At 68.9% G+C, this 15,325-nt stretch carries 17 protein-coding genes and 1 tRNA gene; 16 read left to right on the top strand and 2 right to left on the bottom strand.

Going from position 1 to position 15,325, the window contains the following annotated elements; genetic code table 11:
* Positions 1-79 precede the first annotated feature (79 nt).
* The 4 genes from E5A74_RS12325 to E5A74_RS12340 all read left to right on the top strand — a co-directional run bounded on the left by E5A74_RS12325 (position 80) and on the right by E5A74_RS12340 (position 3,378).
* Positions 80-472 (top strand): hypothetical protein, encoded by a 393-nt coding sequence (locus E5A74_RS12325; RefSeq protein ID WP_135985353.1) that lies wholly within the window; start codon positions 80-82, stop codon positions 470-472.
* A gap of 75 nt (positions 473-547) precedes the next feature.
* Positions 548-1,240: a response regulator transcription factor gene (locus E5A74_RS12330; RefSeq protein ID WP_420822499.1), complete on the top strand. Its 693-nt coding sequence runs from the start codon at positions 548-550 to the stop codon at positions 1,238-1,240.
* A gap of 82 nt (positions 1,241-1,322) precedes the next feature.
* A complete protein-coding gene (locus tag E5A74_RS12335; RefSeq protein WP_240699788.1) occupies positions 1,323-1,697 on the top strand; it encodes a response regulator transcription factor in 375 nt (124 codons plus the stop codon).
* Positions 1,698-1,734: 37 nt separating this feature from the next.
* Complete coding sequence (locus E5A74_RS12340) at positions 1,735-3,378, top strand: ATP-binding protein (protein ID WP_166745759.1); 1,644 nt, start codon at positions 1,735-1,737, stop codon at positions 3,376-3,378.
* 38 nt (positions 3,379-3,416) lie between these two features.
* Here the strand turns inward: E5A74_RS12340 and E5A74_RS12345 are convergent, their stop codons facing one another.
* Positions 3,417-4,241, bottom strand: a complete 825-nt coding sequence (locus E5A74_RS12345; RefSeq protein WP_135985357.1) for an alpha/beta fold hydrolase — start codon at positions 4,239-4,241, stop codon at positions 3,417-3,419.
* A 329-nt stretch (positions 4,242-4,570) separates the two neighbouring features.
* On the opposite strand from E5A74_RS12345, the gene E5A74_RS12350 reads away from it, so the two are divergent.
* The 11 genes from E5A74_RS12350 to E5A74_RS12400 all read left to right on the top strand — a co-directional run bounded on the left by E5A74_RS12350 (position 4,571) and on the right by E5A74_RS12400 (position 14,084).
* On the top strand, positions 4,571-5,323 hold the full coding sequence (locus tag E5A74_RS12350) for an SDR family oxidoreductase (RefSeq protein ID WP_166745758.1): 753 nt from the start codon (positions 4,571-4,573) through the stop codon (positions 5,321-5,323).
* A gap of 34 nt (positions 5,324-5,357) precedes the next feature.
* Positions 5,358-6,122, top strand: coding sequence for an SDR family oxidoreductase (locus E5A74_RS12355; RefSeq protein ID WP_135985361.1), 765 nt, complete (start codon positions 5,358-5,360; stop codon positions 6,120-6,122).
* A gap of 8 nt (positions 6,123-6,130) precedes the next feature.
* A complete protein-coding gene (locus E5A74_RS12360; RefSeq protein WP_135985364.1) occupies positions 6,131-6,556 on the top strand; it encodes a hypothetical protein in 426 nt (141 codons plus the stop codon).
* A complete protein-coding gene (locus tag E5A74_RS12365; protein WP_135985366.1) occupies positions 6,553-7,017 on the top strand; it encodes a carboxymuconolactone decarboxylase family protein in 465 nt (154 codons plus the stop codon). Before E5A74_RS12360 ends, E5A74_RS12365 begins: the two co-directional genes overlap by 4 nt.
* A gap of 63 nt (positions 7,018-7,080) precedes the next feature.
* Positions 7,081-7,806 (top strand): sensor histidine kinase, encoded by a 726-nt coding sequence (locus E5A74_RS12370; RefSeq protein ID WP_166745757.1) that lies wholly within the window; start codon positions 7,081-7,083, stop codon positions 7,804-7,806.
* Entirely contained in the window at positions 7,803-8,387 is a 585-nt protein-coding gene (locus E5A74_RS12375; RefSeq protein ID WP_135985370.1) for a glutathione binding-like protein, read from the top strand. Before E5A74_RS12370 ends, E5A74_RS12375 begins: the two co-directional genes overlap by 4 nt.
* Complete coding sequence (locus E5A74_RS12380) at positions 8,384-9,157, top strand: SDR family oxidoreductase (protein WP_135985372.1); 774 nt, start codon at positions 8,384-8,386, stop codon at positions 9,155-9,157. Before E5A74_RS12375 ends, E5A74_RS12380 begins: the two co-directional genes overlap by 4 nt.
* A 44-nt stretch (positions 9,158-9,201) precedes the next feature.
* Complete coding sequence (locus E5A74_RS12385; RefSeq protein WP_135985374.1) at positions 9,202-9,984, top strand: alpha/beta fold hydrolase; 783 nt, start codon at positions 9,202-9,204, stop codon at positions 9,982-9,984.
* A gap of 34 nt (positions 9,985-10,018) precedes the next feature.
* Positions 10,019-11,050 (top strand): HlyD family secretion protein, encoded by a 1,032-nt coding sequence (locus E5A74_RS12390; protein WP_135985376.1) that lies wholly within the window; start codon positions 10,019-10,021, stop codon positions 11,048-11,050.
* Positions 11,047-12,633: a DHA2 family efflux MFS transporter permease subunit gene (locus E5A74_RS12395; RefSeq protein ID WP_135985378.1), complete on the top strand. Its 1,587-nt coding sequence runs from the start codon at positions 11,047-11,049 to the stop codon at positions 12,631-12,633. Before E5A74_RS12390 ends, E5A74_RS12395 begins: the two co-directional genes overlap by 4 nt.
* Complete coding sequence (locus E5A74_RS12400; protein ID WP_135985380.1) at positions 12,630-14,084, top strand: efflux transporter outer membrane subunit; 1,455 nt, start codon at positions 12,630-12,632, stop codon at positions 14,082-14,084. Before E5A74_RS12395 ends, E5A74_RS12400 begins: the two co-directional genes overlap by 4 nt.
* Positions 14,085-14,228: 144 nt before the next feature.
* Here E5A74_RS12400 and E5A74_RS12405 read toward each other — a convergent pair.
* Positions 14,229-14,321, bottom strand: a tRNA-Ser gene (locus E5A74_RS12405).
* A gap of 161 nt (positions 14,322-14,482) precedes the next feature.
* On the opposite strand from E5A74_RS12405, the gene E5A74_RS12410 reads away from it, so the two are divergent.
* Positions 14,483-15,244, top strand: coding sequence for a DUF1134 domain-containing protein (locus E5A74_RS12410; protein WP_135985382.1), 762 nt, complete (start codon positions 14,483-14,485; stop codon positions 15,242-15,244).
* The last annotated feature ends 81 nt before the right edge of the window (positions 15,245-15,325 follow it).

Below are 15,325 nucleotides of genomic sequence, written 5' to 3' on the forward strand. Positions count from 1 at the left end.
GATGCTACCCCCGAACGGGGGATCGGAACATCCCCGAACAGAAGCTGGTCCGGGCCCGCCGACGGGCTATCGCTGGGACGTGCCAAAACTGATCCTGCGTTACCCCGACGGCGCCGCCGGCGCCGCCCTGCTGTTGATGCGCTGCGCGTCGGCCGCGATCGCCTATCCGGCGCTCGCGCGCGTGCTGCCGCCGTCCGGCGGATGGCTGATAGCAGCCGCCGCCGCAATCCTCGTGCTCGCGCTGGTGACGGGCTTCGGCACCCGTGCGGCGGCGCTGCTGCTCGCGGCGGCATTGATCGTCGGGCTGTGCGCGGTGCGCGGCGAGACCGCATTGCTGCTGGCCGCGGCGGCCGGCGGCGCGGTCGCGCTGGCACTGCTCGGCCCCGGCGCATGGTCGGTCGACGCGCGGCGTTACGGCCATCGCGTGATCCGCCTCGAACCGCGCTCCCCCGATCGGGGAGGCCAGGTCTAACCGGCTTCGGGATTTCCGGCCGCCGCGCGCCATGAAAGAATTGCCCGTCTTCCGCCGCAGACGCCCGGAGGTGACATGATGACCCACGGATCGGAGATGTATCGCGAAGCCGCCGGTGCGGCGCTGCCGGGAGCGATCGCGCACGATCGCCCGCTGGTGCTGATCGTCGACGACGATGCGGCGGTGCGCACCTCGATCGAGGAGCTGATGCTGTCGGTGGGGATCGACGCGGCGGGCTTCGGCTCGACTCGCGAGCTGCTCGACGCGAACTTGCCCGATCGGCCGGGCTGCCTCGTGCTCGACGTCCGCATGCCGGGCTCGAGCGGGCTCGACCTGCAGCAGCATCTCGCCGCGACCGGCAATCCCCGGCCGATCGTCTTCCTGACCGGACATGGCGACATCCCGATGTCGGTGCAGGCGATGAAGGCCGGCGCGATCGATTTCCTGACCAAGCCGGTGCGCGACCAGTCGCTGCTCGACGCGGTGACCGCCGGAATCGAGCGCGATCTCGCCCAGCGCGCCGATGCGGCGATGGTCAAGCAGCAGGCCGATCGCCACGCCACGCTGACCCCGCGCGAGCGGCAGGTTCTCGCCCAGGTGGCGCTGGGCCGGCTGAACAAGCAGATCGCCTATGACCTCGGCATCAGCGAAGTGACGGTGAAGCTGCATCGCAGCAGCGTGATGCGCAAGATGGCGGCGGCGACGGTGGGCGAGCTGATCCGGGCGTGGGACATGCTCCCGCCCGAGCTGCGCGAAGGGCAGACCTAGACCATGGTATGGTTACAACCCGTTGTAGAATCAGCGACATCCGGAGGTGGCCACACCGGCCGCGCGCAGAAGGACCCTCCGCTTGTCCAAGGCCTGGATGATCGCGATCGTGGACGACGACGCAGCCGTGCGCGAGGCGCTCTTCGATTTCCTGCAAGTGGAGAATCTGCCGGCACGCGCGTTCGCGGCGGCGGCGGACTTTCTCGCCGATCCCGCGATCGCAAGCTTCGCCTGTGTCATCACCGACATCCGCATGCCCGATATCGACGGGCTCGAGCTGCAGCGCCGGCTGCGCGCGCGCGGATCGGCGATGCCCGTGATCTTCATCACCTCGACCAGCGAGGAGGCGACGCGGGTGCGCGCGATGCGGGGCGGCGCCATCGCCTTTCTGACCAAGCCGTTCGACGACGAGGCGTTGCTCGGCATCCTGCGCACGGTGCTGGGCGGGCGCCCCTGACATGACTCGATCCTCGTCCCTGATCGCGCCGCAACCCTTGGCAAGCGAGCGCATGCCGCTGGGCGTGACGCCCGATTCGGCGGCGTGCTGGGAAGTCGACTTGTCGGCGATGCGCGCGCTCGTCGACCGGGTGGCGGCCGGCGGCGACTGGACCGGCTGGGTGGCGGCGCTGCTCCACGGCGCGCGGATCATCGACGTCAATGCGCGCGGGCTCGAGCTCGTCGGCTCGCCGGTTGCGCGCGACAGCATGATCGGCCAACCGGTCGCCAGCTTCTGCCCACCCGAGAGCTGGGCGATCCTCGCCGAACTGATCGTCGCGGTGGCATCGGACCGGCCCGATCATGCAGTGCAGTCGCGCGGGATCAACTCGTTCATGTTCCGCAATGCCGTGCTCACGGTATGGGGGGCGCCGGGCGATGCGCGACCGGACATCGTGTGGGTCGCGGTCGACGGCGAGATGGCCGACGATCGCTCCTTCTGGTCGGTGCGCGCGAGCGAGCAGCGCTATCGCCGGCTGATCCACCATCTTCCCGGCGCGCTGCTCCAGGTCGATGCGCGGCCGATGGGCGCGGCATTCTACCAGCTCCGCTCGGAGGGCGTGACCGACATCCGGGCCTATCTGGATGCGCATCCCGATCTGGTCGATCACGCGTGTCAGGTGGTGCGGGTGACCGATGCCAATGGCGGTGCGGCCGCGCTGTTCGGCGTGGCCGGCGTCGCCGATCTGGTCGGGCCGGTCGAATATATCTTCGCGCTCGCGCCCGATACCGCGCGGCGCGTGACGACCGCGCATTTCGAAGGACGGCGCAGCGTCGTCGAGCTGATGAAGCTCAAGACCTTCGACGGCCGGGTCATCGATGCCGAGCTGACGGTGACCTTTCCGACGCCGCCCGAGAGCCTCGACATCACCTTGCTGACGATCGAGGACGTCACCGAACGGCTGCGCACCGAAGCCGAACTGCGCCAGCTCCAGGCCGATTATGCCCGCGCATCGCGGATCGTGACGCTCGGCGAGCTGGCGAGCTCGATCGCGCACGAAGTCAATCAGCCGCTCGCGGCGATCGCGATGAACGCTGACACCAGCCTCCGCTGGCTTTCGCGCGAGGAGCCCAATCTCGACAAGGTCCGGCAGCTCAACGCGCGCATCGCCGAGAGCGCGCGGCATGCGAGCGACATCGTCCAGCGTATCCGCGGAATGGCGTCGCGGCATTTGCCCGAGCCGGTGCCGGTCGATTTCAATGCGGTGATCGAGCAGGCGATGCTCTTCATCTGCCACGAGGTCGAGGCGCGGGCGATCCGGCTGTCGGTGACGCTCGACATCGGCGTGCCGCGCGTGCTCGGTGATCGCGTCCAGCTGCAGCAGGTGATCGTCAACCTGCTGGTCAACGCGCTCCAGGCGGTGGCGCCGAGGGGTTTCGGCGAAGGCCGCATCGCGCTGGCGACCGGAAAGGCGCCCGACGGCGCGGTATTCTTCACGATTCACGACAATGGGCCCGGCATCGCCGAGGCGGATCTCCCGCGCATCTTCGACGGCTTCTTCACTACGAAGCCCGACGGCATGGGCATCGGCCTCGAGCTGTGCCAGTCGATCATCGCCGCGCATGGCGGCACGATCAGCGCCTCCAACGCCGCCGAAGGGGGCGCCGTCTTCCGCATCTCGATTCCGCCCGTCGAGGCGTGATGCCGGCGGCGCGGTGGCGCGCCGCCGGTCCACTTCGCTCAGCTGCGCAGGAACGCGAGCAGATCGGCGTTGAACTGCGCCGCATGCCTGGTCGCGGTCAGCCCGTGCGGCGCGCCGGGATAGAAGATCGATTGCGCGCCGGCGATCAGCCGCGCCGACTTGTGCCCCGAATCCTTGATCGGCACGATCTGGTCGTCCTCGCCGTGCACCACCAGCGTGGGCACGTCGAACTTCTTCAGATCCTCGGTGAAATCGCTCTCGGAGAATGCCTTGATGCACTCATAGGCGTTCTTGAGCCCCGCCTGCATGCTGATCAGCCAGAACGCGTCGAGCAGGCTCTGCGGAATGTCCGCGCCCGGCCGGTTGGCGCCGTAGAAGGGCACGGCGAAGTCACGATAGAATTGCGAGCGGTTGGCGGCGAGGTCCCTGCGCAGCCCGTCGAACAATTCGATCGGCAAACCGTCCGGATTGTCCGCACTCCGCAGCATGCCCGGAGGCACCGCGCCGAGCAGCACCGCCTTCGCGACGCGGCCGGTGCCGTGCCGGCCGATATAGCGCGCGACTTCGCCCCCGCCGGTCGAATGACCGACCATCGCGATGTCAAGCAAATCGAGCGCGGCGAACAATTCGGCGAGGTCGTCGGCATAGCCGTCCATGTCGTTGCGCGTCGAGGTCTGGGCCGATTTCCCGTGGCCGCGCCGATCGTGCGCGATCACGCGGAAGCCGTTCTGCGCGAGGAACAGCATTTGCCCGCTCCACGCATCCGAGCTCAGCGGCCAGCCGTGCGAAAAAGTGACGACCGGGCCTTCGCCCCAATCCTTGTAATAGAGTTCATGTCCGTCGCTGGTGGTGATCGTCGGCACTCGGCTTCTCCTCGACGCGGCGCGCCAGATCACGTTCCGGCGCGCCTTCGGGCTAGGCCCGCCAGGCACGGCGTTCGATCGCGCGGAGGAGCAGAATGGCTTCTGCGGCAGACGAGGCGCGGCTGCGCCGAGGGCGTGCCGGGAACCCGCGCGGCGGCGAACTCGTCGCGAATTCCTGCGGCCCGGGATGGACGACCCTGCGCCAAAGGACAGGTTTGACTGCCGATTGGCGTGCCCGGCGCATCCGTCGGCGCAATGGCGACGGGCGGCGAACGGCGCGATCCTTCTCCTCGTTCCGGGGCCGATGGCCTCGACAGGGAGGTGAAGCCATGCAGATCACGGTGATCGGCGGGACGGGGCTGGTCGGATCGAGCCTCGTACGGCAGCTGGAGCAGGCCGGGCACGGCGTTGTCGCTGCGGCGCGTTCGACGGGCGTCGACATCGTCACCGGCACGGGGCTCGAAAAGGCGCTCGAAGGGGCCGACGCGATCGTCGACGTCTCCAATCCCGGCTATGGTGATCCCGCGGCGATGCTCCGCTTCTTTCGCGCTTCGACCGCAAGGCTGCTCATCGCGGCGCACCGGGCCGGGGTGCGGCACCACGTGCTGTTCTCGGCGATCGGCGCCGGTCGCGTGAACGGCGGCTATTATGTGGCCAAGCAAATGCAGGAAGCGCTGGTCGCCGCTTCGAACATCCCCTTCACGATCGTCCGTTCGGCACCGCTGTTCGAATATATCTACGCCGTCGTCGAGGCGGGCCGCACCGCCGAGGCCGTTCGGGTTCCGCCGGTACGGATAGAGCCCATCGGCACCGAGGATGCGGCAGCTGTTCTTGCGCGGATCACGCCCCGGGCGCCCGCGAATGCCGTGGTCGAGATCGCCGGGCCGAACCGTTACCAGCTGCCCGATCTCGCGCAGCAGATCCTGACCGCGAACGAAGACTATCGGCCGGTGGTGACCGATGGCGACGGCGATTTTTTCGGCGCCCATATCACCGGCGATCCGCTAACCGGGCGCGACGCGCTGCGCCCCGGTTCGGCCGAGCTCGATCTGTGGATCGACCGCGCGCTGGTGCCCGCATGAGCCCCTCTCTCCATTCGAACGAAGGGAAATTTGCATGAAGATCGTCGTCATCGGGGGAACCGGGCTGATCGGCTCGAAGACCGTCGAGCAGCTCAGCCGGCAGGGCCACGAAGTCGTCGCCGCGGCGCCGAATACGGGCGTCGACACGATCACGGGCGCGGGGCTCGACGCGGCGCTGGCGGATGCCCAAATCGTCATCGACGTTTCGAATTCGCCTTCGCTCGAGGAGCGGGTGGCGATGGACTTCTTCGAGACTGCGGGGCGGAACATCATCGCCGCCGAAGTGGCGGCGGGCGTGCGCCATCATGTCGCGCTTTCGGTAGTCGGCACGGAACATCTGCAGGACAGCGGATATTTCCGCGCCAAGCTCGCGCAGGAACGGCTGATCAAGGCGTCGCCGATCCCGTGGACGCTGGTGCACGCCACCCAGTTCTTCGAATTTCTCCGCGGCATCGCCGACTCGGCGACCGACGGCGACACGGTTCGGCTGCCGCATGCGCGCTTCCAGCCGATGGCGGCGCGGGACGTCGCCGCGGCGGTCGCAGAGGTGGCGCTTGGCGAGCCGATCCGCGCCACGATCGAAGTCGCCGGCCCCGAGCCCTTCCACATGGACACGCTGGTCGCGCAGGTGCTGGCGTGGGACAAGGATCCGCGGCGCGTTATCGCCGATCCCGAGGCGCCCTATTTCGGGCTGCAGATCGACGACAGCTCGCTGATGCCTGGACCCGACGCGCGGCGCGGTGCGACCGACTTCGACTGGTGGCTGGCCAATGTGCCGCCACCGCCGGCCCGCAAATGAGCGGCGCGATGCTCAGGCAGACCTGCCTCGCGCTCGCATGGCTTCTCGGCCTCGGCGCGCTCGCCAATGGCGCCTTCATGCTGTGGTCGCCGGCAGGCTGGTATTTCGCCGTGCCGGGGGTGACCACCACCGGCCCGTTCAACCAGCATTTCATCCGCGACATCGGGATCATCTTCCTGTTCCTCGGCGCGGCGTTCCTGATCGGCGCGCGCCGGCCGGACTATCGCGTGGTGCTGTGGGGTGCCGCCGCGCTGTGGCTGAGCTGCCACGCGCTCTTCCACTTCTGGGAAGTCGCTGCCGGCATTTGCGGGTCGTCCGCGCTCGTCCGCGACTTTCCCGCCGTCACCCTCCCCGCACTCATCGCGGCGGGACTGACCCTCTGGGCCATCCGCGACCGCCGCACCGCAATCCCATCCCAAGGAGAAGTGAAATGACCCCTCGCATGAATATCTTCCAGGCCGCACCCGAAGGCGCGAAGGCGATGATCGCAGTCGAGACCGCGATCAACCAGAGCGGACTCGAGCATGGGCTTTCCGAGCTGGTCCGGCTGCGCGCCTCGCAGATCAACGGCTGCGCTTTCTGCATCCACATGCACGCCACCGACGCGCGCAAGCATGGCGAGAGCGACATGCGCATCCATCTGCTCGACGCATGGCGCGATTCCCCGGCATTCACCGATCGCGAGCGCGCCGCGCTCAACTGGACCGAGTCGCTCACCCGGATCGGCAAGACGCATGCGCCGGACGCCGATTACGCGCTGCTCCAGAGCCAGTTCAACGAGACCGAGATCGCCAACCTCACGCTGCTGATCGGCGCGATCAACCTGTGGAACCGCGTACAGATCGGACTGCGCGCCGTCCACCCGGTCGAAGCGCCGGCGGCGGCCGCCGCCTGACCATGGCGGATGCGGGGCGAAGCGCCAGCGATGCCCCGCATCCCGCCTTCCGAGGAGAAAGCCATGAAGCTCCTTCAGGCCCCATGCGAGCACGCCGCGATGTCGATGGCGGGAATCGTCCATGATCTCGGCAATCTGATCCAGATCGCGACCTCGGCGATCGGCATCGTCTCCCGCACGCCGGACATGCCCGCGGTGCACGCCGGCCCGATCCTCGCCCGCGCGCGCTGCTCGCTGGAGCAGGCCGGGGCGATCGTTCGCCAGTCGCTCGGCGGGCTGCGCGATCACGCGACCGCGATCGACCATACCAATGTGCAGGCCTGCCTCGCGGACATCGCGGCGCTGATCGAGACCATGGAAACGCCCGAGCTCGTGCTCGAGACCGCGGTGACAGCGGATTTGCCCGAGGCGCGGTGCGATCCGATCAGATTGCGCCGGGCATTGCTGAACCTCGTCTTCAACGCGCGCGATGCCATCCTCGAAAACGGGCTGGTCGTGGTCGAGGCGCGGACGATCCGCCGCGATCGCCTGCCGATCGGCGTCGAAATTCGCGTGATCGACAATGGCATCGGCATGTCGCCCGCCACGATCGCGCGCTGCTGCGATCCGTTCTTCACCACCAAGCCCGACGGGCTCGGCGGCGTCGGCCTGCCGATGGTCGACCGCTTCGTTCGCGATGCCGGCGGCGAGATGGCGATCGAGAGCGCGCCCGGCATCGGCACCACGGTCACGCTGCGCCTGCCGGCGGCGGTGCCGCCGCAAACCCTTTCACAGGAGTTGGAACCATGAAGCTCTATTATGCGCCGGGTGCGTGCAGCCTCGCAGGCCGGATCTCGCTGCACGAGGCGGGGCTGGATGCCGAATTCGAGCGGGTCGACATCAAGACCAAGTTCACCGAGCACGGCTATGATTACAACGCGATCAATCCGCGGGGCTATGTGCCCATGCTCGTCCTCGACGACGGCAATGGGGTGACCGAGAATACCGCGGTCCTCGCGTGGATCGCCGATGTGGCGCCGAAGCTGGGCGCGGGCGGGCCGCTGGGCCGCACGCGTCTGATCGAGATGCTGTCGTGGCTCTCGACCGAGCTGCACATCGCCTTCAAGCCCTTCTGGCACGACGCCAGCGACGCGGAAAAGGCGGCCGCCGGAGAGGCGGTGTCGCAGCGGCTGGACCTGCTCGCCGACAATATCCGCGAATTCTACCTGTTCGGCCCGCACTTCACCGTGGCCGATGCGTATCTGTTCGCGATGCTGCGCTGGGCCAAGGCCTTCGAGGTGCGGATCCCCATCGAACTGCTCGCCTGGTTCGAACGCGTCGCCGAGCGCGAGACGGTTCGCCGGGCACTTGCCGAGGAGGGCCTGTCATGAAGATCGTCGTGATCGGCGGCAGCGGCCGCATCGGCGAGAAGCTGGTCCGCAACCTGCGCCAGGAGGATTGCCGCGTCTTCGAGGCATCGCGCAGCTGGGGTGTCGACACGGTGACCGGTGTGGGGCTGGCGGAAGCGCTGGTCGATGCCGAGACCGTGGTCGACGTGTCCAACTCGCCCTCGCTCGAAGGTGCCGACGCGCTGCACTTCTTCGAGACCTCGACGCGCAACCTGCTGGCGGCAGGCCGCGCGGCGGGGGTCCGGCACCATATCGCGCTTTCGATCGTCGGCGTCGACGGACTGCTCGCCGGGGACTATTTCCGCGCCAAGAAGATCCAGGAAGATCTGGTCAGGGCATCGGGGATCCCGTTCACGATCCTGCGTTCGACGCAGTTCTTCGAGTTCATCAGCGATGTCGTCCAGGAAGGGACCGCGCGCGACATTCCGATATCGCCCGCGCTGGCGCAGCCGATCGCAGGGGAGGATGTCGCCGATACGCTCGCCGATGCGGCGCTCAGCGATCCGTTCAACGCCATGCTCGAAGTCGCGGGCCCCGAGCAGTTCCGCCTCGATGCCATCGCGACCGAGATCGCGACGGCGCACGAGGACGGGCGCCGCGTCGTGGCCGATGTGCATGCCCGTTATTTCGGCGCCGAGCTCGGGGAGCGATCGCTGCTTCCCGGCCCGGATGCCCGGATCGCGCCGCAGCGCTTCGACGACTGGCTGCGCGACAGCCTGCGGCCGGGCTGGGCCGCGGCCCGGGCGGGCTGATCGCCGGTCCCCCCTCTTCCGATCGATTCCCGAAGGAGCCTGAAATGCGCATTCCTGCAATTGCACTGAGTTTCGCCGCCACGCTCGTCGCTGGCGCTGCCACGGCGCAGACCGCGCCGGCACCGCAAAAGCCGACGATCGTCCTCGTCCATGGCGCGTTCGCGGATTCGTCGAGCTGGGAGCCGGTGATCGCCGCGCTCGGCAATGACGGCTATCGCGTCATCGCTGCCGCCAATCCGCTGCGCAGCGTTGCCGGCGACGCCGCCAGCATCTCCGCGATCGTCCGCTCGATCGGCGGCCCGGTCGTCCTCGTCGGGCATTCCTATGGCGGTCCGGTCATCACCGAGGCGGCGAATGGCAACGCCAACGTCAAGGCGCTGGTCTATGTCGCCGGCTTCGCGCCCGACACCGGCGAATCGAGCCTCACCCTGTCGGGCAAATTCCCCGGGAGCACGCTCGGCGACGCCTTGACCCCGGTGGCGCTCGCCGACGGCGAAGAGGATCTCTACATTCGCCCGGACAAGTTCCACGCGCAGTTCGCCGCCGACGTGCCGGCCGCGCAGGCTGCCGAAATGGCGATCACCCAGCGTCCGATCACGCATTCCGCCCTTGCGGAGCCGTCGGGCCGCGCCGCGTGGAAGCTGCTCCCCTCCTACGTGATCTACGGCTCCGCCGACCGAAACATCCCCGCCGCCGTCATGAAGTTCATGGCCGAGCGCGCGCACGCGCGGAAGACCGTCGTGATCGAGGGCGCCTCGCACGCGCTGATGCTCTCGCACCCCGGCAAGGTCGTCGCGCTCATCGAGGACGCCGCGTCAGCCAAATGACGTGGCGCGGACCGGGTTTTGACAGGAGGCCGAAGTGAAAGCGACCAGCAGGAAGAGAGTGATCGGCGCGTTGCTCTGCGTCGCGGCACTCGCCGTGCTGGTCGGCGGCTGGGCACGGGCGCGATCGGGCGGATCCGCCTCCACCGACAATGCCTATGTTCGCGGCGACGTGACGTCGCTGGCGCCGAGGGTGGCCGGCTATGTCACCTCGGTCGCGGTGCGCGACAATCAGGCGGTGCGGGCGGGAGACGTGCTGTTCCGCATCGACGACCGCGACTATCGCGCGAAGCTGGCACAGGCCGAGGCGGCGGTGGCGGCGGCGCGGGCGCGCATCGCGAACAGCGCCGAGGAGATCCGCCTGCAGCACACGCTGGTGCGCCAGGCCGAGGCGCAGAGGGGTGCCGCGCTCGCCGATCTCACGCTCAATCGCAAGACCAGCGAGCGCCGGCGCGAGCTCGTCGAGCGGGGCGCGGTCAGCCGTGCGCAGGTCGACGAGAGCGATGCCGGCAGGCTCCGCGCCGAGGCGGGAACCGCGGTGTCGCGCGCCACGGTCGATGCGCAGCGGCAGAGGATCGACGTGCTCGGCACCCAGCGCGCCGCCGCGATAGCCGCGCTGGCGCAGGCCGAGGCGGCACGCGAACTCGCCCGGATCGATCTGGAGAATACCGTGGTGCGCGCGCCGATCACGGGCGTGGTCGGCAACCGCCAGGTCCGCGTGGGCCGGCTGGTGACGCCGGGCGCGTCGCTGCTCGACATCGTGCCCGTCGGCGATCTGTTCGTCGTCGCCAACTTCAAGGAAACCCAGCTCGGGCAGATCCGCCCCGGACGCCGCGCGCGGATCCGGGTGGACGGCTATCCGGACATCGCGCTGGAAGGCGTGGTCGACAGCTTCGCGCCGGGCAGCGGATCGGCGTTCAGCCTGATCCCCGCCGACAATGCGACGGGCAATTTCGTGCGGGTGGTGCAGCGGGTGCCGATCAAGATCCGGCTGCAGGGCAATCCGTTGCAGGGGCGGCTGGTTCCCGGGCTGTCCGCCCGGGTCGAGATCGACGGCGACGAATCGTGACTGCCGCGGCCGCCGATCCGCCCAAATCCGCCGCGCTCGCGCCGGGCTGGCTGCTGGTCGCCGGCATCGTGCTCGCCAGCCTGACCGAAGCGGTTGCCGGGACCGCGCTTTCGCTCGGCCGCGCCGACATCATCGGCGATACCTATGCGACGCCCGACGAATTTGCCTGGCTCGATATCGGCTATATTATGCTGAAACTGACCGGCTTCGCGCTTGCTCCGTGGCTGCTGACGCGGATCGATCCGCGCAATGCCTTGCTGGTGGCGACGCTGGCAATGGGGGCTGCGTGCGGCGTTGCCGCCTTCACTGCGGACCTGTCGCAGCTGATCGTGCTGCGCGCCGTGCAGGGGCTGGCCGGCGGCATTCTCCTCGTCGGCGGACAGGCCTTGCTCTTCCAGGGCTGGCCGGCGGCGCGTCAGCCCTTCCTGCAGGCGCTGTTCGCGATGGGCGCGGTGGTCGCGCCCGCGACGCTGGCACCGGCGCTGCAGGGCTGGCTGGTCGATACCCAGTCGTGGACATGGATATTCTTCGGGGTGATCCCGGTATCGCTCGCGGCGGCGGGGCTGATCCTGATGGACGATTTCGCGCTGGCGGCGCCGGCGGAGCCGCAGCGGCTCGACGGGATCGGACTCGCCTTGTTCGGCACCGCGATGTTCAGCACGACCTGGGTGTTGAGCCAGGGCAGCCGCTGGGACTGGTTCGAGGCGACGCGGATCGTCTGGCTCAGTCTGGTTGCCGCCGCCGCGCTGCTGCTGTTCGTGGTCCGGCTGCATCGCGCGAAGGGGCGAGCGCTGCTCGATCTGGCGGTGTTCCGGGTCGACGATTTCGCCTTCGCGTTCGTCGTCAGCTTCGTCGCCGGGGCGGCATTGTTCGGCAGCGCCTATCTGATCCCCGCCTTCGCGATCGCCGTGCTCGGCTTCACCCCGACCGACGCCGGCGCGCTGCTGCTGCCGAGCGGCGGCCTGTTCGCCGGTGGGCTGCTGCTCGCGGCGTGGCTGATGCAGGCGCGCGGGGTGCCGCCGATCGCCACCGTGCCGTTCGGCATCGGGCTGATCATGGTCGCGATGTGGATGCTCTCGGGCTCGACCGCGGAGAGCGGCGCGGACGACATGTTGCCGGCGATCCTGCTACGCGGGCTCGGGCTCGGTTTCCTGTTCCTGTCGATCACGCTGATCGCCTTCGGACGGCTCGCGGCCGCGAATGTCGCGTCCGGCATCGCGCTCTTCAATATCGGGCGCCAGCTCGGCGGGCTGATCGGCGTCGCTGGGCTGCAGACGAGCATGGATCACCAGATCGCCGCCAACCAGACCGTGCTCGCCGCCGCGCTCAGTCCGGGAACGCCCGCTCTGGCCGAGCGGCTCGCTGCCGTGACCTCGCTGCTCGTCGCACGCGGAATCGAGGCCGGCGCGGCGGCGAAGGCGGCGACCGCCACGCTCGGCCGCGCCGTTGGCGGGCAGGCGGTGGTCATCGCCTTCGACACCGCGTTCAACCTCGTCGCCTTGCTCTTCATCTTCGCCGCGCCGGTCGTGATCGCAGTGAAGATCGCACTGGCGCGTCGCGCGCGAACCGGGGTGGAGCCATGATCGGGAACCGGCAGTGCCTGGCAATCGCGTCGCTCGCGCTCTGCCTCGCCGCCTGCACGGTCGGGCCGGACTATCGGCGCCCGGTCACGACCGTCAACGAGGCTTGGCTTTCCCCGGTGGGCGCCGGTGCGGTCGATACGGCCTGGTGGACCCGATTCGAGGATCCCTTGCTGACCGGGTTGGTCGAGTCCGCCATCGCCGGGAACAAGGATCTCGCGGAGGCGCATGCGCGGTTGCGGGAGGCACGCGCCAACCGCGACGCCGCGCACGGGCGCTCGCTGCCGCAGCTCGGCGCATCGGCCGCGGCGACGCAGAGCAGGCTGAGCGAGAACGGACCGCTGCCGGTCGGCAAGGTGCCGGGGCTCGGCCGCGACCTCGCGATCTACGATCTCGGATTCGACGCTTCGTGGGAGATCGATCTCTGGGGCGGCACGCGCCGCGCGATCGAAAGCGCCGAGGCCCGGGCGCAGGCGGCGGAGGAGGCGCGGCGCGGGGCCATTCTCCAGGTCATCGCCGAAGTGGTGCGCGCTTATGTCGATCTCCGCGCCGCGCAGAGCCTGCGGGCGAACGCCATCGCCGATGCGCAGGCGCAGGCGGCGATCGCAGGCCTCGTCGCCGATCGCCTCGGCGTGGGGCTGGCCTCGCGGTTCGATCTGGTCCGCGCCGAGACCCAGGCGCACGGCACCGCGGCGACGATCCCGGGCTTCGAAGCCGATATCGCGGCTGCGGCGTTTCGTATCGCGCTGCTGCTCGGTCAGCCGCCCGAGCTTCTGTACGATCGACTACGCCAGCCCGGCGCGCTGCCGGCGCCCATCGTCGACGTCGCGGCGGGGCTTCGATCCGATCTGCTGCGCCGCCGACCCGATATCCGCCAGGCCGAGCGCGATCTCGCGGCATTCACGGCCGAGGTCGGTGTCGCCACCGCCGAGCTCTTCCCGCGCCTCTCGCTGATCGGCGGCATCGGGCTTCAGGCGCGCGAACCCGGCGATCTCGCATCGGGCACCAGCCTGCGCTTCCAGCTCGGCCCGTCATTGCGCTGGCCGATCTTCTCGGGCGGACGCATCCGGGCGCAGATCCGGGCGGCCGACGCGCGCGCCGACGCGGCGATGGTGCGATATGAGCGAAGCGTCCTGACCGCGCTTTCCGACAGCGAGACGGCGATCAATCGCTATGCCTCGGCCGGGCGGACCCGCGCCGAACGGGCGGAAGCGCGCGCCGCGGCGGACGAAGCGGTGCGCCTCGCCAGACTGCGTTACGAAGCAGGCGAAGACGACCTGACGGTCCTTCTGCAGACGCAGGCCGCGTTCAGCGCCGCCGACAGGCTGAGTATCCAGTCGCGGGCGCTCGAGCTTCATCAGATCGCGGCGCTGTACAAGGCGCTGGCCGGCGGCTGGGAGGCCATCGACACGCCACAGGCGCGCGGAATAGCCGTAACGGGCCGTGGCGACTGACCGCGTTGGAACGATCATTTGCCGGGCGAGCGGGCATGCGAAGCGGGCCTGCGTCCGGCTGGCGCTTCGGTCGAAAGGAGCCGGTTGGCGGTTATCCGCGATTTTCAGAGAACCGCTGCATTGTGCGTGCTTGCAGAGGGGGACTGGCGGAGACGGAGGGATTCGAACCCTCGGTAGGAGTAATCCCCCTACGGCGGTTTAGCAAACCGCTGGTTTCAGCCACTCACCCACGTCTCCGGAAAGGGCCCGAGGCGAGGCCTATAGCGACGGAGTTTGACGCGATCAACGGGAGAACCGCCTTGACGCAAAATCGACTCCCGTCGTCGCCCCGTTCATTGCAGCGTCAGGCGTCGGCAAGTAGCGTGCGAGGCTGGAATTTTGCCGGGGGTGGAAATCGGATGCGCGTGCGAAGCTTGATGCTGTGGATGGCGACGGCCGCGCTCGGGCTCGGCGCGACGCCGGTTTCGGCGCAGATCACGACGATCGATCCCAACACCGCGATCGATTCGGACCTGCAGGGTCCGCCGCCGGAGCAGCAACAGACCCAGCCCCAGACCCAGCCCATGGATCAGGGCGCGTGGCAGGAGACCCCGCCCGCCGACACGGCGCGCACGCCCGAGCCCGCGCCGCCGCCCGCGGGAAGCGGCGCCGCGACCAGCGCGCGCGCGCAGGCATCGAACACCTTTGGCCATGACGATCTGATCGGCGCGGCCGAGGGCGTGTTCGGCAAGGGCGCGTCGGGTCTCGCCGGGATCATCGAGAACATCCTCAAGGATCAGGGTCAGCCCAACGCCTATATCGCCGGGCGCGAAGCCGGCGGCGCGATCGGCGTCGGCCTGCGCTACGGTTCGGGCGAGATGTTCCACAAGGTCGAAGGACAGCGGAAGGTCTATTGGACGGGGCCGTCGATCGGCTTCGACGTCGGCGGCGATGCCAACAAGGTCTTCGTGCTCGTCTACAATCTCTACGACAGCCAGGAGCTCTACAAGCGCTTCCCGGCGGGCGAGGGCCGTGTCTATTTCGTCGGCGGCTTCTCGGCGAGCTATATGCGGCGCGGCGACGTCGTGCTCATCCCGGTGCGGCTCGGCGTCGGCTGGCGGCTCGGCGTCAACGCTGGCTATATGAAGTTCAGCGAGAAGCAGCGCTGGCTGCCGTTCTGACGACAAAAAGCATCCCGCTTCCATAGTTTAGGAACAAAGCCTCGATTGGCCGCGTTGTGCCCGCCGAGCCGGGCCATGTTC

Source organism: Sphingomonas naasensis (assembly GCF_004792695.1).
GTDB classification, from domain to species: Bacteria; Pseudomonadota; Alphaproteobacteria; order Sphingomonadales; family Sphingomonadaceae; genus Sphingomonas; species Sphingomonas naasensis.